The sequence below is a fragment of the Nocardia sp. NBC_01503 genome (genome assembly GCF_036327755.1).
In the GTDB taxonomy this organism is placed as follows: Bacteria; Actinomycetota; Actinomycetes; order Mycobacteriales; family Mycobacteriaceae; genus Nocardia.
In genome coordinates this window covers 4,858,198-4,876,749 of the sequence record NZ_CP109596.1, presented here as the reverse complement: position 1 = coordinate 4,876,749, position 18,552 = coordinate 4,858,198, and the positions used below count along the sequence as shown (strand labels likewise).

The window sequence follows — 18,552 nt, the reverse complement described above, 5'->3', positions numbered from 1 at the left end:
GACCACGGTCACAGTTTGATGGCAGAGTGGATTGGAACGAGCTGGACCGACCAAAGGGAACTCATGTCGCATCGCCGTTGGATCAGTAGTCGCCGAGTTCGGCTGGTGCCGCTACTCGCGGGGACCGCGGCCGTCCTCGCCTTCACCGCCGCGTGCGGAGATGGCACCACGACGGGATCGTCACAGCCGCAGGGGTCTTCCTCACCGCTGACGACCACTCTCGGCAAGCCGTCGCCCTCCGGCAGCGCCAGCCCGACCACCGGGAACGGAGCGCCGCTCACAATCTCCGATGAGGCCGGAAAACAGTTGTGCGACATGCTGCGTCCGCAGCTCTCGGATTGGCGCGTACAGGGGCCGACGCTCGGCAAGATCTCGTTGAACGCGAGCGTGCACGAGTGGGCGCTGCGCAATGGCGGCATCAATCTTCAGGTGCTGGGCGATAAGGATGTGATCGACCGGGTCACCACCAAGAACTGCTCGGACGTTCGGGATCAGGCGATTTCGGCGCTGGAGATCCCGAATCTCGCGTCGGGTCTGGCGGGCTGATGCGCACGCTCTATCCACCGATCGAGCCGTACGAGCAGGGCATGCTCGACGTCGGCGATGGTCAGCTGATGTATTGGGAGGTCAGCGGCAATCCCGACGGTAAGCCGGTGGTGTTCCTGCACGGCGGGCCCGGCGGTGGCACCGCGCCGTTCCACCGGCAGTTCTTCGATCCGGCGGCGTATCGGATCGTGCTGCTGGATCAGCGCGGCTGCGGGCAGTCGACACCGCATATCGCCGACGGCGCGAGCCTGGAGACCAACACCACCTGGCATCTGGTCGCCGATATCGAGGCGCTGCGAACGCATTTGGGTATCGAGCGCTGGCAGGTGTTCGGCGGATCCTGGGGGTCGACGCTGGCGCTGGCGTACGCGCAGACCCATCCGGAGCGGGTCACCGAACTGGTGCTGCGCGGGATATTCCTGTTGCGCCGCAAGGAAATCGATTGGTACTACAATGGCGCTGCGGGGTTCGTCTACCCCGATGAGTGGGAGAAGTTCCTGGCACCGGTGCCCGAGAGCGAACGCGGGCAGGACCTGATCGAGGTCTATCACCGGTTGTTGCACTCCCCCGACGCCAAGCTCGCCACCGACGCGGCCGTCGCGTGGTCCACCTGGGAGGGCGCCACGAGTTCCCTACTGCCCCAGCCGGATCGGGTCGCCGAAACCGCCGATCCGCGCTTCGCTCTGGCGTTCGCCGCGATCGAGAACCACTATTTCCACAATCGTGGGTTTCTCGAGGACGGGCAGCTGCTGCGCGATATCGACCGCATCGCACATATTCCCGGAGTTATCGTGCAGGGCAGGCATGACATCGTCTGCCCGGCCGTGAGCGCGTGGGATCTGCATAAGGCGTGGGCGAATTCGGAGCTGCACATGGTTCCCGATGCCGGGCATGCCGCCGCCGAACCCGGTATCACCCACCATCTGATCGAGGCCACGGACAGATACAGGACGTAAATGAACAGCACAGCCGGTCCCGCCCTGGTCGACGCCCTCGCCGCCGATGTGGACCGGCTGCGCGCCGCCGAACCCGATGTGCGCCGGGATCATCCGGATTCGGTGCACAAGATGCGGGTGGCGACCCGGCGACTACGCAGTCTGCTGCGCTCGTATCGGCGGGCCTTCGCGCGTAAACCGGTCGGCGAGCTCAGTGCTGAATTGCGCTGGCTGGCAGGGTTACTCGGAGTGGCACGCGATGCCGAGGTGCGCGGCGAACGGTTCGCCGCACTGCTCGGCGAGACCGGCGCGCCCTTCGACGACAACACCGCGACCGGTGAGAAGACAACGCCTCGAAACGATTTCGGCGCGCGGCTGGTCGCCGAGGAGCGAGAGCGGTACGAGACCGCGCACGCGGAGGCCGTGGCCGCCTTCGATACCCGGCGCTATCGGACCCTGCTCGACCGGCTGCACGGCCTGCTCGCCGATCCGCCGCTGCGCCCTGCGCAGGCGAAGCGGCCCGCCGCTGAGGTCTTCACCGATGTGCTGCGGCACGACCTCCGCGATCTGCGCCGCCTGGTGCGCACCGAACCGCAGGACACCGATGCCGAGCGCATCGAGCATCTGCATGAGATCCGCAAGGCCGCCAAGCGATTGCGGTACTCGGCCGAGGCCGCCACCGCGGTGCTGGACGAACCCGCCGCCCTGCTGGCGCGGCGGGCCAAACAATTGCAGACCGTGCTCGGCGATCATCGCGATGCCATCGAGGCGCTCGAGGTGCTGCGCGAACACGCCTCCGCGGCCGGGGAGACCGGATATCAGCGGCTCTGCGATGCCGAGGAGGCAGCGGCCGCCAAGGCACTCGAGGAGTACCCGGCGGCCATCGAATTCCTGCGGCATCACGCGCTCTGAATTCGGCGCTCCAGCAGCGGCGGCAGGCGGCATGATTCGGTCAATCCAGGCCGGCATGACCACCGAGCTCACGAAGCTCGGATGAAATGATCCACGGCCACATATAGCTGCCATGGTGCGCGCCCGGATTCGGATCCTGCTGATCTTGATGAAGGTGGTGAGCAGATGGACCGAGGAGGATGCCGCAGTATCAGAGCGGGCCGTGATGAGTGGTCAGCGCTCCGGCGGCGGGTCCGGCTGGTAGGCGAAAGTCACCGTGCGGGTGGTGGGGTCGGCGACGGTGAGCCGGACCCGGACCTGTTTGCCCTCGGGTGGTTCGCCGGTGCACTTGGCCAGGACCGGCGGATCGGCGACGAAGATCTCGGCGGGGCGGGTGCCATTGTGTTCGCGCAGGACGACGGCGTCGAAGTCGGCGCCGACGCGTGCGGCCAGCAGCGTCGATTCGGTGAGGTCCACGCAGGCGCGTTCGAGTTTGTTCGCCACCGCGTCACTGCGGCGCATGGATTCGGCGGCCGCGGCCAGGCCCTCGCGAACCCAGTGCGGGACAACGGTTCCGGCGCAGCGGCACAGGCAGATCTCGGTGCTGTAGCGGTCCGAGAGGCGGCGCAGCGGGGCCGTCACATGCGCGTAGGGCGCGCCGATTCCGCTGTGCTGCACGGTGTCCGGGGATTGACCGTCCAGCAGCGTGTAGGAGGCGCCGCGCAGCAGACCGGTGGCCTCGGACATCAGCACCAGGGCGGCGGGGGAATTGGGGTCCAGACCGGCGAGCATGCGGCCGACGGGCTCGCCCTTGGGCCACGGTACGCCGACGGCGGCGGCGGTGCGGCGCATGGACTCCACGGTCGACGCGGCGGGCGGTGGCATGGTGCGCAGCAGGCCCAGATGTTCGGGCCCCTTCGCCTCCAACATGATTCGCGCCGCGCACATACCGGTGAGCAGCGATATCTGCTCATTCCAGTCGTCGGCGGCGGTGCGCGGTTCGATAACCAACTGCCAATGGTCGGGGCTCTCGGGTCCGTCGACCCGGATGACGCTCTGCGAGGGCAGGCGCAGATTGATCGCCCCGCGGTTCAGGCCCGCCTCGATGCGCAGGCGGCCGAACTCCGGCAGGGCGGCGATCGAGGGGTGCAGTCGGCCGGCATCGGCATCGGCCTGCACGGACGCGTAGTCGAGCCGGGCGCGCGAGCGCACCAGGGCGCGGGTCACCGAACAGTCGCGCGGCTCGGCGTTCTCATCGCAGTCGATGGTCCACAGCGCGGCCGGGCGGTCCTGATCGGGCAGCAGCGACGCCCGGCCCTCGGAAAGCACGTTCGGATGCAGGGGCACGGTGCCGTCGGGCAGGTAGAAGGTTTGTCCGCGCTCCAGCGAGACACTGGCGAGCGCCTCGTCGGGTTCGACGAAGGCGGCCACATCGGCTATCGCGTAGTAGAGCCGGAACCCTCCGGCGGGAGTGCGCTCGAGCGCGAGCGCCTGGTCCAGATCCAGGGCGCCGGGCGGATCGATGGTGACGAGTTCGATCTCGGTGCGATCGACCCGGGCACCCGCGAACGCGTCGACCGCGTCGCGGGCCTCCGAGACGGCCTCGGAGGGATATTCCGAGGCCAATCCGAATTCGGTTCGGACGGCCCCGAAATCAACCGGGGCCGACAGAATCCGCTGGTGCAGTTCCACGGGAGCTGCGCTATCCCTACTGCAGGGCCAGCATGGTGCCGTTCAACTGATCGAACGGGCCGTACACGGTGAAGACCACGCGGCCGCCCGGGTACTGCGAAGAAACGGCGGCCGCGGAATCCAGCGACTCACCGAAGGACGCGGCCGACGGATGCGGCAGGCCCGCGATCGCCTGCCCGATGTGGGAATTCGCCACCCAGGCGGTATCCGCCGGAGTGAGATCCACCTGAACTCCACCCGGAAGCGGAGTCACCGCAAACGCGGAGGCCGAGCCGGCGCCCAGCACAACCGAAACGGAAGCGGCAGCCGCGAGGAGGGCACCAGCTGCCAATTTGCGAGCAATTCGCATATAGACGAGACCTGCTTTCCGACGTTCGTTGTTGAGACCCTTTGCCCGTTGCGGGCCGCAACGGAACTTTCCAACGCGCAACACTTTATGACGTCGATCACGTTCGGTGCCAGTTCCGGGCCAATCACCCGTTCGACACGCCGAGCCGCGCCGATACGCACCATGCGACGCGCCGTTATTGTCGTCCAACTCGGCGGTTTTCGCACAGGTGTCGACGAGCGGTGTATCTCACGCCGCTATCAGGTTTGACGACGCCGGACGCGTTTGCCCGGCGATGCGGGGGCGCTATCTGTCGCGCAGTCCGCCCGGCAGGACCGCCGAGAGCAGCTTGAACAGATAGGCGATTGTGAAGAGCACGATTACGGCCAGCGGCTGGATCAGCATCGAGGTGGACATTGCCCTCATCCTTCTTCGGGTTTCTCCGGTGGAGCCTTGTTCTCGGGGGCAGCGTCGACCTCGGGTACGGAGTCTTGTTTTTCGGAGGTGGCGGCCGCATTGCGTACGGTGCCGCTCTCCAGGAAGCGCAGCAGTTCCACCGGGAACGGCAGCACCAGCGTCGAATTCTTCTCGGCCGCAACCTGAACGACGGTTTCCAGTAGGCGCAGTTGGAGTGCGCCGGGCGCCGCGGACATGCGGGTGGCGGCATCGGTGAGCATCTGCGAGGCCTGCAATTCGCCCTCGGCGGAGATAATGCGGGCGCGGCGTTCGCGTTCGGCCTCGGCCTGCCGGGACATGGAGCGTTTCATCGAATCCGGTAGCGCCACATCTTTGATCTCCACGCGATCGATGTGCACGCCCCAGCCCAGCGCCGGATTGTCGATCATGATTTCCAGGCCCTTGTTGAGCTGTTCGCGATTGGAGAGCAGATCATCGAGATCACTCTTGCCGATCACCGAACGCAGTGAGGTCTGCGCGACCTGGGCAATGGCGAACAGATAATCCTGCACCTCGACTATGGCGCGCATGGGGTCGATGACCCGGAAGTAGACGACCGCGTCCACCCGCACGGTGACATTGTCACGAGTAATACCGTCCTGCGCCGGGACCGGCATGGTGACCACCTGGGTGGAGACCTTGCGCATGCGATCCACACCGGGAATCAGCATGCGCAGCCCCGGATCTCGCACCGCGCGCACCCGGCCCAGCCGGAATACCACGCCTTTCTCGTATTGGGCGATGATCCGAACCCCCGAAGCCGCGGTCATCCCCGCCACGACCACCAGCACTGCCATCAGAGCGACGAGCACCAACAGAACGTCCATAGCGTGTCCTGCGAATCTCACACTGTGCCACGGGTATCCGGCCGCGGCCCACCCTCCATCATGACACTGTGCGAACACCCCTGAAAGGGGCGGACGAGTCGGTATATAAGCCGGATCCTGTCCCCGGTGCGAGCACCGGGTGGCGACCATCCATCTGGACACACCGTTGCCGGGTGCCTCGAGCAGTCAACCCGCAGGCTCGGGCGAGCAGCCCTCGAACACCTGCGCAGCCGCACTCTCGCGAATGCGACCTTCGACCTTGCTCCGGGCGGGGTTTACCTAGCCGCGCCGGTTACCCGGCGCGCTGGTGCGCTCTTACCGCACCGTTTCACCCTTACCGGTTTCGGACTCTTTCGAGCCCGCCACCGGCGGTTTCTTTTCTGTGGCACTGTCCCGCGGGTCACCCCGGGTTGCCGTTAGCAACCGCCCTGCTCTGTGGAGTCCGGACTTTCCTCGACGACGGGCAGCGGCACTCGCGTGCCCGTTCCCATCGCCGCGGCCGCCCAACCGACTCGTCCGCGGCCACCAAGGTACCGTAATGGGCCATGGAGCGTGTCGAGGTGGGGTTCCCTTCCGGTGGTGAGCAGTGTGCGGGGTGGCTGTATCTGCCGGATGGGCCGATACGCCCGCGTCCCCTGGTGGTGATGGGGCACGGGCTCGGGGCCGATCGGGAAATGGGATTGGATCGGTACGCGCGGCGCTTCGCCGCGGCGGGAATCGCGGTGCTGGCCTTCGACTATCGGCATTTCGGGGCCAGTGGCGGTGAGCCCCGCAATGTCATTCATATCGCGCGGCAGCGCGAGGATTGGCATGCGGCCATCGCCTACGCGCGGACCGTTCGAGGGATCGACGCGACGCGAATCGCGCTGTGGGGCAGTTCGTTCGGTGGGGGGCATGTGCTCTCGGTGGCGCCCGACGATCACTACATCGCCGCGGTGGTGGCGCAGTGCCCGTTCACCAGCGGCTGGTCCTCGGCCATGGCGAAGGGGCCGATCAGTCTGGTCAAGACCGGGACGCTGGCACTGACCGACATGATCGTGGGGCCGGTGATCCGCAGACCCATCTCGGCGCGGCTGGCGGGCAAGAGACACTCCGCCGCGCTGATGAGCGCGGCCGATGTGCCGGACGGATATGGGCGCCTCGCAGAGGAATCCAGTCGGTACCGGCCGAAAGTGCCCGCGCGGATCGGAATGTCGACGCTCTTCGACTCACCGGCACGGCGCGCCAAGGACATCAAAGCGCCGGTGTTCTACGCCATCTGCGATAACGACACCGTCGCACCCGCCGGGCCGACGCTACGCGCGGCGGAGAAGACCAAGCACGCGGTCGTGAAGCAGTACCCGATCGGGCACTTCGACATCTACTTCGACGACTGGTTCGAGAAGGCCGTCTACGACCAGGTGGAGTTCCTCACCGCCACGCTGCGGCCGTAACGGGCTCCGCCCCGGGCGTTCTCACAGGTATGAGGTGTCGTTGGCCAGGCGGACCGATGAGCCGCCGTCGGGGTAGAACTCGGCGATGGACAGCGATGCCAGATCCAGGTGCAGGCGGTACAGCAGCGAGGGGCCCACGCCGAGTGCCAGTTGGAGCAGCATCTTTATCGGCGTGACATGGCTCACCACAAGCACATTCGCGCCGGGGTGCAGGGCGACCAGGTCGCGGCGGACGCCCTCGATACGCTCGCGCACCTGATCGAAGCTCTCACCGTTCGGCGGCGCGATGGACGGGTCGCCCAGCCAGCGGGCATGCAGCTCCGGATCGTGTTCGGCCGCCTCGGTGAAGGTAAGCCCTTCCCACGCACCGAAATCCGTCTCGATCAACCCGTCGAGCACGCGCACCGGCAGCCCGAGCGCCTGACCGGCGGCCTCGGCCGTCTCCCGCGCCCGCCCGAGCGGCGAGCAGACGATAGCGGCGATATTCCCTTTGCCCGCAAGCATTTTCGCCGCATTGGCGGCCTGATTGCGCCCCAGTTCGGTCAGCGGCGGATTCCCCCGCCCCGAATACCTGCGCTCCACCGACAATTCCGTTTGGCCGTGCCGCAGCAGGAGCAGCCGGGTAGGCCGCCCCACCGCCCCGGTCCAGCCGGGCGCGGGGGTCGCGATCGCGGGCGAATCCGCCTGCGAGGGTGCGGCGGGGGTCGCCGACCCGAGTCGCGCCAAGGTAGCCGAGTCCGCCGTCGAGGTCTGTGCCGACACGAATGAGGTCGCCGAGTCCGCCTGGGCCGGAGCAGATTCCGCCACAGCCGACACCGGCTGGTTCAGCGCGTTGCGCACTTCACCGACGATGGCCGCATCATCCATGGCCTCATTGGCCAGCTGATCCGCGTGCGAATTCTCCTTGCGCGGAATCCACCTGAAACTCACCCGATCGAATCCGGCGACGAGCCGTCGAGCCCGATCCGCCAGCGGAATCATGGCCTCGTGCTTGACCTTCCACCGCCCGGACATCTGCTCGACCACGAGCTTGGAGTCCATCCGCACCGAGACCTCACGCGCCCCGAGCTCGGCGGCGGCCTCCAGCCCCGCGATCAGCCCCCGGTACTCGGCCACATTGTTGGTGGCCACCCCGAGGAACTCTTTCCGCTCGGCGAGCACATGCTCACGCCCCGCATCCCACACCACCGCGCCGTACCCGGCAGGCCCCGGATTCCCCCGCGACCCGCCATCGGCCTCGACAACAACCTTGTCCATCACCGCAACTCACCTTCCGTAGGTGCCTGGTGGCAGCCCGGGAAGCCAGGTGCCACCGCCTTACGCCGCTCGATCGGCCGCCGGCGCGTCCGCCACCCGCTCTCGACAGCGACTGCGCCACATCCTGCCAGCCGACCGCTCGCACTCGGCGACGCCACCCGGACGACAACGAGCGGCGGGCGGGACCAACACCCTCCGCTCGTGGTGAACCGCTTGCGCCTGAACGCCCCGGTGTCAGGGGCGCTCGATCGGGGGCGGTGTGCCGGTGAATGACCGGCGGCCTACCCGTCGGTGTGCGTTACGCCGCCAGGTTGGGGCGGCGAGGAATTCTTACAGCCCGGAGTGCTTGGTGCGCACCATGATCGAGTTGCATTCGGGGCAGCGCAGGACCACGTCGGGGGCGGTCTTGGCGATGCGGGCGATCTCGCCGCGGTCGAGTTCGATGCGGCAGGCGCCGCAGCGGCGGGCCTGCAGCAGGGCCGCGCCGACACCGTAGGAGGCGCGTTGCTTGTCGTAGGCGGCGAGCAGGTCGGCGGGGAAGCCGCCGGCCAGTGCCGAACGGTCGGATTCGCAGCGCTGCTGGGCGACATTCAGGTCGGCGACGGCATCGTCGCGGCGGCGTTCGGCGTCGACGAGGTCCTGTTCGGCCTGGTCCAGATTGGCGCCGGCGTGCGCGTGATCGGCGGCGGCGGCCTCGCGGCGCTCCAGCACATCGATCTCGTCGTCCTCGAGGACCTTGCGGCGGCGCTCCAGGCTGGTGAGCTCGTGCTGGAGTTCGGAGAGCTGCTTGGCGCCGACCGAACCGGAGGTCAGCATGCCGCGGTCGCGGTCCTCACGCTTGCGGACGGCGTCGATCTCGCCCTCCAGCTTGCGGATATCGCGGTCCAGGTCGTCGATGAGGATCTCGACCTTCACCGCCGCGTCCTTGCGCGCCGTCCGCTCGGCCTCCAGCCGCTGCACCTCCTGCTCCTCGGGCAACACCTTGCGGCGATGCTCGATCCGGGTCAGTTCGGCGTCGACGGCGGCAAGGTCGAGCAGCTTGGACTGGATCGAAGGTTCGGCATTCAACGCGGAAGGTCTCCTGGACGCTATGGACGGATCAAGACTCCCACCGTACCCGTCCGGCGCACCCCGATTGCCCAACCCCACCGCAACCTGGACATTTGATCGCGCCAGCCGCTCTCGCCGGAAAATAGCCGGACGCGCGACCGGGCGATATGTCAGGCTCGGGGAATGGGCGAACACCGCTATGAGGTCGAGGTCACGTGGTCGGGCGCGACCACCGGGTACCGCGATTACACCCGCAATCACGAACTACTCGCGGCGGGGCGGCCGAATATCCCCGCCACCGCCGACCCCAAATTCCGCGGCGACAAGACCCGGTGGAATCCGGAGCAACTGCTGGTCGCGTCACTGTCGGACTGCCACATGCTCTGGTATCTGCACCTGTGCGCCGAGGCGGGCATCGTGGTCACGAACTACCACGACACCGCCGAGGGGGTCATGGACAATGTGCGATTCCAGCAGGTCACGCTGCGCCCCCAGGTCACCATCCGCGACGCGGAGCAGGCCGAGCAGGCGGCGGCCCTGCACGCCGAAGCTCATAAGCGATGCTTCATCGCCAATTCGGTGAATTTCCCTGTGGCACATGAGCCAACGGTCATCACGGCTGACTGAACACCCCGCCCGGGAACCGACTGCCCGAAACCAACCAACCGCAGTCATCCCCCGCTATCCCGGCATGCTTTTGGCCGGGGTCCACACCGCCTGTGTTCCAGCGAGTTTCGTGGATCCCGGCCAAAAACGCGCCGGGATAACGAAGCTGGCCGACCCGACCACGGGCTGGGCCGATCGGCAATAGGGCTGGGCCGACCCGGCGACCGGTCGCGAGGCCGCGAACCGCGGGTGTCAGCAATCGGCCGCGCCGACCGTCCAGGGGTCGGTGCGGATGGTCGAGACTCGGGTCTCGAGGGTGGGGTGGGCGGCGCGGACGACCGCTTCCGCCTGTGCGCACCAAGGGAATTCGGTGGCCCAGTGGGCGGCGTCGACCAGGGCCGGGCCGCCCGCGCGCAGGTGTTCGTCGGCGGGGTGGTGGCGCAGGTCGGAGGTGACATACGCGTCCACGCCGAGGCGGGCGACGGTGCTCAGGTAGGAGTCGCCCGCGCCACCGCAGACCGCGACCGTGCGGATCAGGCGGTCCGGGTCACCGGCGGCGCGCACACCCCAGGTGGTGGCGGGCAGGCCCTTGGTGACACGAGCGGTGAACTCCCGCAGGGTTTCCGGGACCGCCAGTTCCCCGACGCGCCCGATGCCCAGCGATGACGGGAGCTTGGCGCGTTCGGTGACGTGGTAGGCGGGCTCCTCGTAGGGGTGGGCGGCGCGCAGGGCTTCGAGAATCTCCGCGCGGCGGGACGGCGGCGCGACGACCTCGATGCGGTCCTCGTCGACCCGGTGCAGCTCGCCGACCGTGCCGACTGCGGGTTTCGCGCCTTCGACGGGCCGGAACTGTCCGATCCCCGACGACCGCCAGGCACTGTCACGATAGTTTCCGACCGCGCCCGCCCCCGCTACGAACAACGCCGTCATCATCTGCTCGACATGAGTGCGTGGGACGAGAATCTCCCATTCATCCTGCGCGGCGATGGGTTTCGGATCGATCGGACCGAGGACCGTCAATCCGATGGCGTGCGCGAGCGCGTCCGAGACGCCCGGGTCGGCGGAATCGGCATTGGTGTGCGCGCTGAACAACGCGCACCCGGAGCGAATGAGCCGGTGCAGCAGAGCGCCTTTCGGCGTATCGGCCGCCACCGTGTCGACCCCGCGCAACAGCAGCGGATGGTGCACCACCAAAGCCTGTGCGCGCCAGTCGATCGCCTCGTCGACCACGGCCGCGGTGGCATCCACCGCGAACAGCACGCGTGAGACCTCTTCGGCCGGATCTCCGGCGACCAATCCGACCGAATCCCACGACTCGGCCAGTCTGGGCGGATATGCCGCATCGAGCGCCGCGATCACCTCGGCAAGTCGAACCATCACCGAACCTCCTCCGCCACAGTCACTTTCATTACAGCCCGACCTCGGCTATCGCGGCCACCAGCTGATCCACCGCCGCGGCGGGCCGCACCGCCAACCGCAGGAATCCGGTCTCCAGCCCGGGGAAAGTATCCCCCCGCCGCACCGCGATCCCCTTGTCCGCGAGTTTCTTCCGCAATAATTCCGCATCCGGCACCCGAATAAGCAGGAACGGTCCATGAGCGGGCTCATGCACATCGATCCCGAGCACACGCAAGCGCGGAATCATCGCCTCCCGCTGCGAGGCGATACTTTCCGCCATTCGCTGCGATTCGGCGACCGCCGCGGCCGAACAGGTCGCCGCGATGGCCTCCAATTGCAATGTCCCCAAAGCCCAATGCGCCCGCCCGTGGTGCAACCGCGCCAGCAACTCCGGAGCCCCGAGAAAGTATCCGCACCGCAGCCCGGCCAGCGCCCACGTCTTGGTGAGGCTCCGCAATACCAGCACATCCGGGTACGACTCCGCCGCAAGCGATTCCGTCTCCCCCACCACGGCGTCGGCGAACGCTTCATCCACCACGACAATCCGCCCGGGCCGTCGCAGCGCGAGCAGGCTCTCCGCCGGATGCAATACCGAGGTCGGATTGGTCGGATTCCCCACCACCACCAGATCCGCAGCCTCCGGCACACCATCGCTCGCCGCCGGGCCCCGCACATCCGCACTCAGCGCATCCGCACCCGGGGGTGTTCCGGAGCTATTGTGGCGCTGCGACTTCCATCGCATACCCACGGCTGGGCGGGGTGGACGTCCTCCATCCCCAGGTGCCACATCACCCGGCTCACCCGCACCGTCCGTCGAGCCTGCGCGGTGCATATTCTCCTGCGCCACAACGGATTCCAGCGTATATGGGGCGTCGAGCACGACCCGCGCGACCGGCACCCCCGCTTCCCGCAGCGCCAGCTCCGGTTCGGTGAAGGACGGGTGGATCACCGCCGCGAGCGTCGACCCCAGTCGCGGCAGCATCGCGAACCCCTCCGCGGCTCCCGCCAACAGCAGCACCTCTTCGGCCCGCCGCCCATGCCGAGCGGCCACCGCCTCACGAACGGCCCGCTCCTCCCCCGCGTCCGGGTACCGCCCCAACTCCGCCAACCGTCCGGCCAGCCGCTCGCGCAACCATTCCGGCGGACCGCTCCCCTGCACATTCACCGCGAAGTCCAGCATCCCGGCCCGCGTCTCCACATCCCCGTGGTGCCGCAACTTCGCGTAGTCGACCGGACTGTCGACTACGGGAGCGGGGTTCGAGGTGGTGCGCTTCGACACAGCGAACACCCTACGTGCCCCCGATAAGGTGTCCGGCATGCGAGGACTCACCACCATGGCAGTGACGCTGGGAATCCTGGGCGCGGCCGCCCTACCTGCGACGGCCGCCGCGGATCAGGGCATACAGGCCCCCTGGGCCACCCCCGTTCCGACCAAGCCCGCCGGGGACTTCACGCTCTTGATCGCGTACGCGTTCGGATATCACCGGGAGGGCGACACATTCACCCCCGGGACCATCAATGAACAGCTCGCGGATACGGTGATCGCGACGCTCGGAAATCGCGATATCCCGGTGTACGCGCAAACGGAGATAGCCGAGGTTCTCAAAAGCAAGTACGGCATGAATTCCGTGCATTCCATCGGCGCGGCCAGCATGGCCGAGGTGGAGCGGAACAATCCCCGCACGATCGGCGTCGCCCAAGTGGTCGCGGGTGAGCGGGCCGCGACGAAAGATACCGATACGGTAGGGGTTATCGCGTTCCAGGATCACCTGTGGCGGGCCACCCAAACCACCAAGTCCGTCGGGTTCCAGGCTTATGCGCCCGCGGGCATTCCCATGCCCGATGTGTACGCGGCGGACAATGACCAGGAGACGACCCGGACTCCCGAGGTCTATCGGCCGATGGACACCGCCGCGAGCATCCCCTTCCTGGTGGGCACCGGATCCGCCGCCCGTTAGCGAGAGCTGGCGGACAAGATCGGGACGTCAGGGGCTATCCGGGGTGCCGGATCACACTCGGCCGTCCATTACCCTGGGCAATCATGGGTGAGCTGCACGTGTCGTTCATCTGCACCGGCAATATCTGCCGGTCGCCGATGGCCGAGAAGATGTTCGCGGCGCATCTCGAACGGGCCGGTCTGGCCGATCGGGTGCGGGTGAGCAGCGCCGGGACCGGAAGCTGGCACGTCGGTGACGACGCCGACCGGCGCACGACCGCCGAGTTGCGGAGTCACGGATATCCGATCGGGCATCGGGCGGCGGTGATCGGTGACGACCATCTGGACGCGGATCTGCTGATCGCGCTCGATACCGGGCATGAGCGAGCGCTCGCGCAGCTGGGTGTGCCGTCCGAGCGGCGGCGCCTGCTGCGCAGCTTCGACCCGAATGCCGATGGCTCGGATGTGCCGGATCCCTACTACGGCGACCAATCCGATTTCGCACTCGTGCGCGAGCAGATCGAGGCCGCCGCGCCCGGCCTGCTCGACTGGGTGCGCGAACAGCTCGGTGAAGGCGGTCCCGCATGAGTTCCCTGTTCCGTCGCCTCACCTTTCTGCTGCGCCCGAGTTGGGTGATCCTCGCCGTCGTGGTGGCGGGCTTCGCCTACCTGTGCTTCTCGGTGCTCGCGCCCTGGCAGCTGGGCAAGAACACCTCCACCTCCGAACGCAATCAGCGCATCGCGGATTCGGTGCATGCCGATCCGGTCGATGTGGGCACCATGTTCGGCGGCTCCGGTAAGGACACCGAATGGCGGCGGGTCACCGCCGACGGCACGTATGTCCCCGACTCGACCGTGCTGGTGCGCCTGCGTCATCTCGGTCAGGATCCCGCGTTCTCGGTACTGACCGCCTTCACCCTCGATGACGGCCGCGCGGTCCTGGTCGATCGCGGCCTGATCGCCGCCGTCAACGGCTCCCGCCCACCCGTGGTCCCCAACCCGCCGTCGGGCAAACAGCATCTCGAGGCCCGGGTCCGAGCCTCCGAAGGCGTGGTCGACACCAAACCGCCCATGACGGAGGACGGCTACCGTCAGGTCTATTCCATTGACACCCAACAGGATTCGGCAGTCCTGCAGCTGCCCCTGACCCCCATCCCCACCAATGATCGCGGTGGCTACCTCCAACTCGACGAGAACCAGCCCGGCGCCTTCACCCCCGTCGCCCTCCCCCAACTGGACGCGGGTCCGTACCTGTCCTACGGCCTGCAGTGGCTGGCCTTCGGTGTCATGGCACCCCTGGGTCTGGGCTATTTCGTCTACGCCGAGATCCGCGCCCGCCGCCGCGAACGCGCGGAATCGACTGTCGCACCGACCGAGTCGAGTAAATCCGCCGGCACGAATGAGGCGGAGGCGGCCGACTCGGCACCGGCCGCGCCCGTGCCGCCGACGAACGAGGCCCGTCTGGCGGATCGCTACGGCGGTACGCGCCGGTAATCCAGGCGTGAAATATGAACTCGGCGTGACCATTTCGGACAATCAATTACGTTACCAAAAGTAACGTCTCCTGTATCTCTATCAAACCGGTGCTCCGAAATACCGCGCGGCGCCCGGTTTCCTATCGCTCGATCGGCTTCGTGCCACCGCCCATATGCCCGACCGCGCACACGCGACCATATGGGTGTCGTACACGCAGCTGGAGGACACATGTCTTCACCCATTCTCGAAATCTCCACGGCCACAACCGATCCGGACGAATACCTGCGCGAGCTGATGCGGTGGCACTTCAGTCCGGAGACCGGCAGTCCATACTGGTTGCGCCGCGCGCGAACACTGGAATTCAACCCGCTCACCGATATTCACACATTCGAGGATCTGACCCGATTCCCCAATGTGATCGATGAGTTTCGCGATATCCCGATCAATGACCTGATCCCCCGGGGACTCACCGGCCCGGACCGCGAAATCGCCGGAGTATTCGAAAGCGGCGGCACCACCGGAACCCCGAAACGATTCGTCATGTTCGAACGCTGGATGGAATTCGCGCTCGGCTGGGATGAATTCCACTATGCCGAGCTCGGCGAGCTGAACACCCTCGCCATCGCGCCCAGTGGACCGCATATGTTCGGCGAGTTCGCCACTCGGCGGGCGCGGCGGCAGCACGGGGTGAAGTTCACCGTCGACCTGGACCCGCGCTGGATCAAACAGCTGATCGCGCGCGGCGACACCGAGGAAGCGGACCGCTACGCCGAGCATCTGATCGATCAGGCCGCCGATATCTTGACCACGCAGTCGGTCGGCGTTCTGATCACCACGCCCCCGCTGCTCGAACGCCTGGCCCGGCGCGCCGAACTGGTCGACGCGGTGCGCGCACAGGTGAAGTTCATCTGCTGGAGCGGTGCGCATATGGATGCCGATTCACGAGACATCTTCCGCCGCGAGGTCTTTCCGGGCATTCCGCTCAAGGGCCTGTACGGCAGCACCACGATTCTGGGCATGTCGCGGGAACGCCCGCAGGAGCGCCCCGACGGGCTACCGGTGTTCGATACTCCGAGCCCGTATATCGCCTTCCGCGTCGTGGATCCGGCTACCGGCGCGGACGTGGATTTCGGTGCGCGCGGACAGGTCGTCATGAACCACCTCACGAAATACGCACTGCTACCGAACAATCTGGAGCGGGATATGGCCACCAAGGTCGAGCCGCTGCCCGGCGCACTGGGCTGCGCGGTCGCCGATGTCGGCCCGGTGCGGACCTTCGCCGACCACTCCGTCATCGAGGGCGTGTACTGATGGACGAGCCGGTGTACCTCGACGCACTCGGCGTCTCCGGGGCCTACCGGTCCCGCGAGCGCAAACCACTGACGTCACTGGCCGGGACGCAGATCGGGGAGATAAGCCAGGTACCGCCGCTGTACGTGCGGCGCACGCTCGCCGCCATGCGCGCCGCCTCCGTACCGCCCGTCGCCGATCGGCTTGCCGCACTGGACAAGTCAGCCGAATTGTTCCTGCACGGGACCATCGGCGGACTCGATCCGAGCGCATACGCCCGGCTGGTGTCGACCACGTCGGGTGTACCGCTGGCGGTGGTCCGCCAGTCGGTCGAGTGGGTCGCCGATGTGCTGCGATCGCTGCGCGCCACCATCGAGCTGGCCATGCCCGGGGGAGCCGTGCGGAACTGGCGCGATCCCCGGACACTGACCGGATCGGCGGTCTGGACCCGCAAGGGCGACCTGTTCGCGGTACACGCCGCGGGCAATACCCCGGCGGTGCACGGACTGTGGCCCGAGGCACTGGCCATGGGATACAAGGTCGCCGTTCGGCCGTCGGCGCGGGAACCCTTCACCGCGTTCCGGTTGGTCAGCGCGCTGCGCGAAGCCGGATTCCCACCCGAGACGGTGACCTTGCTGCCGACCGATTACGCGGCCGCCGATGTGATCATCGATGAGGCCGACTTCGCCATCGTGTACGGCGGGCAGGACGTCGTGGACAAGTACGGCGCCAGTTCCCGCGTACTCACCCAGGGCCCCGGCCGCTCCAAAATCCTGATCACGTCCGAGGTCGATTGGCGTGAGCGGATCGATCTGCTCGCCGGATCGGTCAGCCACCTCGGCGGGACGGCGTGCACCTGCGCCACGGCGATACTCGTGGAAGGTGATCCCGAGCCTGTGGCCCGCGCACTCGCGGAGCACTTGCGGTCGATCCCGAGCCTGCCCGCCGATGATCCCGCGGCGATCCTCACGGTGCAGCCCGTAGCGGCCGTCCGAGAGGTCGACCGGTATCTCCACACCGTCGCCGGAAATGCGCGAGCGATCCTCGGCGGTGACACCATTGTGGACGAGCTGCCCTCCGGCGGTGCCGTACTCCGACCGGCGGTTCATCTGGTCGACAGCGCGACCGCACCGCAGCTCAATGTGGAACTGCCCTTCCCCTGCCGCTAACCCCCGCCTGTCCGCCCCGGGCCATCACACCCCGTGTCGATACCGCACACCCCGTACACGGGGTGTGCGGTATTGCGAGGGGGTGTGATGACTCGGACTCTCGGGTGGATAACCTCGGCGGGTGCGTTCCGGGACTGTTGCTGCGGCTGGGTTGGTGATCGGGTTCGTGCTGGATCGCGGGCTGGGGGATCCACGGCGCGGGCATCCGGTGGCGGGGTTCGGGACCGTCGCGATGGACATGGAGAAGGTCACCTATCGGGATGACCGCGCGGCGGGAGTGGTCCATGAGGTGGTGCTCGTCGGCGGGGTTGTGGCGGCGGGAGTTGCGGCGCGCCGGGCGATTCGGGGGCGGAGTGGTGCGGCGGCGCGCGGGTTCGGGGAGATCGCGCTGACCGCCGCCGCGACCTGGACCGTGCTGGGTGGGACGACGCTGGCTCGAACCGGGCGTGCGATGGCGGATCTGCTCGAAGCCGGGGATATCGCGGGGGCACGGGAGTTGTTGCCCTCGCTGTGCGGGCGCGATCCGGCGCTGCTGGACGCGGATGGGCTGGCGCGGGCGGCGCTGGAGTCGATCGCGGAGAACACCTCGGATGCGACTGTCGCGCCGTTGTTTTGGGGTGCGGTGGCCGGAGTGCCCGGGCTGCTCGGCTATCGCGCGGTCAATACCCTCGACGCGATGGTCGGGTATCGGAATGAGCGGTACGGCCGGTTCGGCTGGGCCGCCGCACGGACCGATGATGTGGCGAATCTGGGGGCGGCACGCGTCGCCGGGCTGATCACGACGATGCTCGCACCCGTCGCCGGTGGACGACCCGGTAATGCCTGGCGAGCGTGGCGCCGCGATGCGCGCAAACATCCGAGCCCGAATGCCGGTGTGGCGGAAGCGTCCATGGCCGGGGCGCTCGGCGTACAGCTCGGCGGGCGCACCGAGTACCGGTACGGCATCGAGATGCGCCCGACCCTCGGGGACGGTCCGGCTCCGCGCGTCGCGGATCTGCGGCGGGCCGTTCGACTTTCGGAGGCGGTGCAGGTCGCCAGCGTGCTGGCCGCGACCGCTGTCGCCTTCGCGCGGCGTCGCCCCCACTTCCGAGACTGTCTCGACGCCGGGAGTCCCGAGCACTGATGCGACCGGCCCCGCGCAGCCCGGGCACTGGCTCGATCTGCCCCGCGGATCCCGAGTGAGGACGCGGCCCCGACCGCCGGCGATCCGGTCGCCGACGCCGGCGAGCCCGCGTATGGCGGGTCCGGCCCGCCTGGCACACC

General features: G+C 67.7%; 18 protein-coding genes and 1 other RNA gene. 11 read left to right on the top strand and 8 right to left on the bottom strand.

All coding sequences use genetic code 11. The annotated features are described in order from the left end of the window. The first annotated feature begins 63 nt into the window (after positions 1 to 63). Genes OHB26_RS21910 through OHB26_RS21900 form a run of 3 tightly spaced genes read left to right on the top strand, consistent with a single transcriptional unit; the run spans position 64 to position 2,393 of the window. Entirely contained in the window at positions 64 to 546 is a 483-nt protein-coding gene (locus OHB26_RS21910) for a hypothetical protein (protein WP_330179143.1), read from the top strand. Beyond that, the gene (pip, locus tag OHB26_RS21905) at positions 546 to 1,502 is read left to right on the top strand and encodes a prolyl aminopeptidase (protein ID WP_330179142.1); all 957 of its coding nucleotides are present in this window, start codon (positions 546 to 548) and stop codon (positions 1,500 to 1,502) included. The genes OHB26_RS21910 and pip overlap by 1 nt, the downstream gene beginning before the upstream one ends. Next, positions 1,503 to 2,393, top strand: coding sequence for a CHAD domain-containing protein (locus OHB26_RS21900; RefSeq protein WP_330179141.1), 891 nt, complete (start codon positions 1,503 to 1,505; stop codon positions 2,391 to 2,393). Positions 2,394 to 2,606: 213 nt separating this feature from the next. Here the strand turns inward: OHB26_RS21900 and OHB26_RS21895 are convergent, their stop codons facing one another. From OHB26_RS21895 to rnpB, 4 genes are all read right to left on the bottom strand, one after another. Then, positions 2,607 to 4,064, bottom strand: a complete 1,458-nt coding sequence (locus OHB26_RS21895) for an RNB domain-containing ribonuclease (RefSeq protein ID WP_330179140.1) — start codon at positions 4,062 to 4,064, stop codon at positions 2,607 to 2,609. A 16-nt stretch (positions 4,065 to 4,080) separates the two neighbouring features. Beyond that, complete coding sequence (locus tag OHB26_RS21890; RefSeq protein WP_330179139.1) at positions 4,081 to 4,290, bottom strand: hypothetical protein; 210 nt, start codon at positions 4,288 to 4,290, stop codon at positions 4,081 to 4,083. A 524-nt stretch (positions 4,291 to 4,814) separates the two neighbouring features. Further along, positions 4,815 to 5,645, bottom strand: coding sequence for a slipin family protein (locus OHB26_RS21885; protein WP_442943033.1), 831 nt, complete (start codon positions 5,643 to 5,645; stop codon positions 4,815 to 4,817). A 120-nt stretch (positions 5,646 to 5,765) separates the two neighbouring features. Next, positions 5,766 to 6,190: RNase P RNA component class A (gene rnpB / locus OHB26_RS21880), an RNA gene on the bottom strand. 30 nt (positions 6,191 to 6,220) lie between these two features. On the opposite strand from rnpB, the gene OHB26_RS21875 reads away from it, so the two are divergent. After that, a complete protein-coding gene (locus OHB26_RS21875) occupies positions 6,221 to 7,108 on the top strand; it encodes an alpha/beta hydrolase (protein ID WP_330179137.1) in 888 nt (295 codons plus the stop codon). Positions 7,109 to 7,129: 21 nt separating this feature from the next. Here OHB26_RS21875 and OHB26_RS21870 read toward each other — a convergent pair whose 3' ends face one another. Continuing rightward, a complete protein-coding gene (locus OHB26_RS21870; protein WP_330185738.1) occupies positions 7,130 to 8,365 on the bottom strand; it encodes a bifunctional RNase H/acid phosphatase in 1,236 nt (411 codons plus the stop codon). Between the two features lie 330 nt (positions 8,366 to 8,695). Further along, the gene (locus OHB26_RS21865; protein ID WP_330179136.1) at positions 8,696 to 9,433 is read right to left on the bottom strand and encodes a zinc ribbon domain-containing protein; all 738 of its coding nucleotides are present in this window, start codon (positions 9,431 to 9,433) and stop codon (positions 8,696 to 8,698) included. A 165-nt stretch (positions 9,434 to 9,598) separates the two neighbouring features. Between OHB26_RS21865 and OHB26_RS21860 the strand changes: the two genes are divergently transcribed. Next, positions 9,599 to 10,042 (top strand): OsmC family protein, encoded by a 444-nt coding sequence (locus tag OHB26_RS21860; RefSeq protein WP_330179135.1) that lies wholly within the window; start codon positions 9,599 to 9,601, stop codon positions 10,040 to 10,042. Between the two features lie 231 nt (positions 10,043 to 10,273). On the opposite strand, the gene OHB26_RS21855 is transcribed toward OHB26_RS21860, so the two are convergent. Together OHB26_RS21855 and OHB26_RS21850 are read right to left on the bottom strand one after the other, a co-directional pair. Then, complete coding sequence (locus tag OHB26_RS21855) at positions 10,274 to 11,398, bottom strand: Nif3-like dinuclear metal center hexameric protein (protein WP_330185737.1); 1,125 nt, start codon at positions 11,396 to 11,398, stop codon at positions 10,274 to 10,276. 31 nt (positions 11,399 to 11,429) lie between these two features. Beyond that, positions 11,430 to 12,599 carry a pyridoxal phosphate-dependent aminotransferase gene (locus tag OHB26_RS21850; protein WP_330185736.1) on the bottom strand — a complete coding sequence of 390 codons (1,170 nt, stop codon included), beginning with the start codon at positions 12,597 to 12,599 and terminating at the stop codon, positions 11,430 to 11,432. A 136-nt stretch (positions 12,600 to 12,735) separates the two neighbouring features. Between OHB26_RS21850 and OHB26_RS21845 the strand changes: the two genes are divergently transcribed. The 6 genes from OHB26_RS21845 to OHB26_RS21820 all read left to right on the top strand — a co-directional run bounded on the left by OHB26_RS21845 (position 12,736) and on the right by OHB26_RS21820 (position 18,412). Continuing rightward, complete coding sequence (locus OHB26_RS21845; RefSeq protein WP_330179134.1) at positions 12,736 to 13,377, top strand: hypothetical protein; 642 nt, start codon at positions 12,736 to 12,738, stop codon at positions 13,375 to 13,377. Positions 13,378 to 13,460: 83 nt separating this feature from the next. Next, entirely contained in the window at positions 13,461 to 13,943 is a 483-nt protein-coding gene (locus OHB26_RS21840) for a low molecular weight protein-tyrosine-phosphatase (protein WP_330179133.1), read from the top strand. Beyond that, a complete protein-coding gene (locus tag OHB26_RS21835) occupies positions 13,940 to 14,848 on the top strand; it encodes an SURF1 family cytochrome oxidase biogenesis protein (protein WP_330179132.1) in 909 nt (302 codons plus the stop codon). Before OHB26_RS21840 ends, OHB26_RS21835 begins: the two co-directional genes overlap by 4 nt. Positions 14,849 to 15,058: 210 nt before the next feature. Continuing rightward, positions 15,059 to 16,141: a phenazine antibiotic biosynthesis protein gene (locus tag OHB26_RS21830; RefSeq protein ID WP_330179131.1), complete on the top strand. Its 1,083-nt coding sequence runs from the start codon at positions 15,059 to 15,061 to the stop codon at positions 16,139 to 16,141. Further along, a complete protein-coding gene (locus OHB26_RS21825) occupies positions 16,141 to 17,289 on the top strand; it encodes an aldehyde dehydrogenase family protein (RefSeq protein ID WP_330179130.1) in 1,149 nt (382 codons plus the stop codon). Before OHB26_RS21830 ends, OHB26_RS21825 begins: the two co-directional genes overlap by 1 nt. A 121-nt stretch (positions 17,290 to 17,410) precedes the next feature. Further along, a complete protein-coding gene (locus OHB26_RS21820) occupies positions 17,411 to 18,412 on the top strand; it encodes a cobalamin biosynthesis protein (protein ID WP_330179129.1) in 1,002 nt (333 codons plus the stop codon). Positions 18,413 to 18,552 lie beyond the last annotated feature (140 nt).

Bases quoted from the DNA above. Each gene is read 5' to 3' on its own strand.
- OHB26_RS21910 (WP_330179143.1), top strand. From the start codon at position 64: ATGTCGCATCGCCGTTGGATCAGTAGTCGCCGAGTTCGGCTGGTGCCG.
- OHB26_RS21835 (WP_330179132.1), top strand. From the start codon at position 13,940: ATGAGTTCCCTGTTCCGTCGCCTCACCTTTCTGCTGCGCCCGAGTTGG.
- OHB26_RS21870 (WP_330185738.1), bottom strand. From the start codon at position 8,365: ATGGACAAGGTTGTTGTCGAGGCCGATGGCGGGTCGCGGGGGAATCCG.
- OHB26_RS21840 (WP_330179133.1), top strand. From the start codon at position 13,461: ATGGGTGAGCTGCACGTGTCGTTCATCTGCACCGGCAATATCTGCCGG.
- OHB26_RS21860 (WP_330179135.1), top strand. From the start codon at position 9,599: ATGGGCGAACACCGCTATGAGGTCGAGGTCACGTGGTCGGGCGCGACC.
- OHB26_RS21885 (WP_442943033.1), bottom strand. From the start codon at position 5,645: ATGGCAGTGCTGGTGGTCGTGGCGGGGATGACCGCGGCTTCGGGGGTT.
- OHB26_RS21900 (WP_330179141.1), top strand. From the start codon at position 1,503: ATGAACAGCACAGCCGGTCCCGCCCTGGTCGACGCCCTCGCCGCCGAT.
- OHB26_RS21875 (WP_330179137.1), top strand. From the start codon at position 6,221: ATGGAGCGTGTCGAGGTGGGGTTCCCTTCCGGTGGTGAGCAGTGTGCG.
- pip (WP_330179142.1), top strand. From the start codon at position 546: ATGCGCACGCTCTATCCACCGATCGAGCCGTACGAGCAGGGCATGCTC.
- OHB26_RS21845 (WP_330179134.1), top strand. From the start codon at position 12,736: ATGCGAGGACTCACCACCATGGCAGTGACGCTGGGAATCCTGGGCGCG.
- OHB26_RS21855 (WP_330185737.1), bottom strand. From the start codon at position 11,398: ATGGTTCGACTTGCCGAGGTGATCGCGGCGCTCGATGCGGCATATCCG.
- OHB26_RS21830 (WP_330179131.1), top strand. From the start codon at position 15,059: ATGTCTTCACCCATTCTCGAAATCTCCACGGCCACAACCGATCCGGAC.
- OHB26_RS21850 (WP_330185736.1), bottom strand. From the start codon at position 12,599: ATGCTGGACTTCGCGGTGAATGTGCAGGGGAGCGGTCCGCCGGAATGG.
- OHB26_RS21825 (WP_330179130.1), top strand. From the start codon at position 16,141: ATGGACGAGCCGGTGTACCTCGACGCACTCGGCGTCTCCGGGGCCTAC.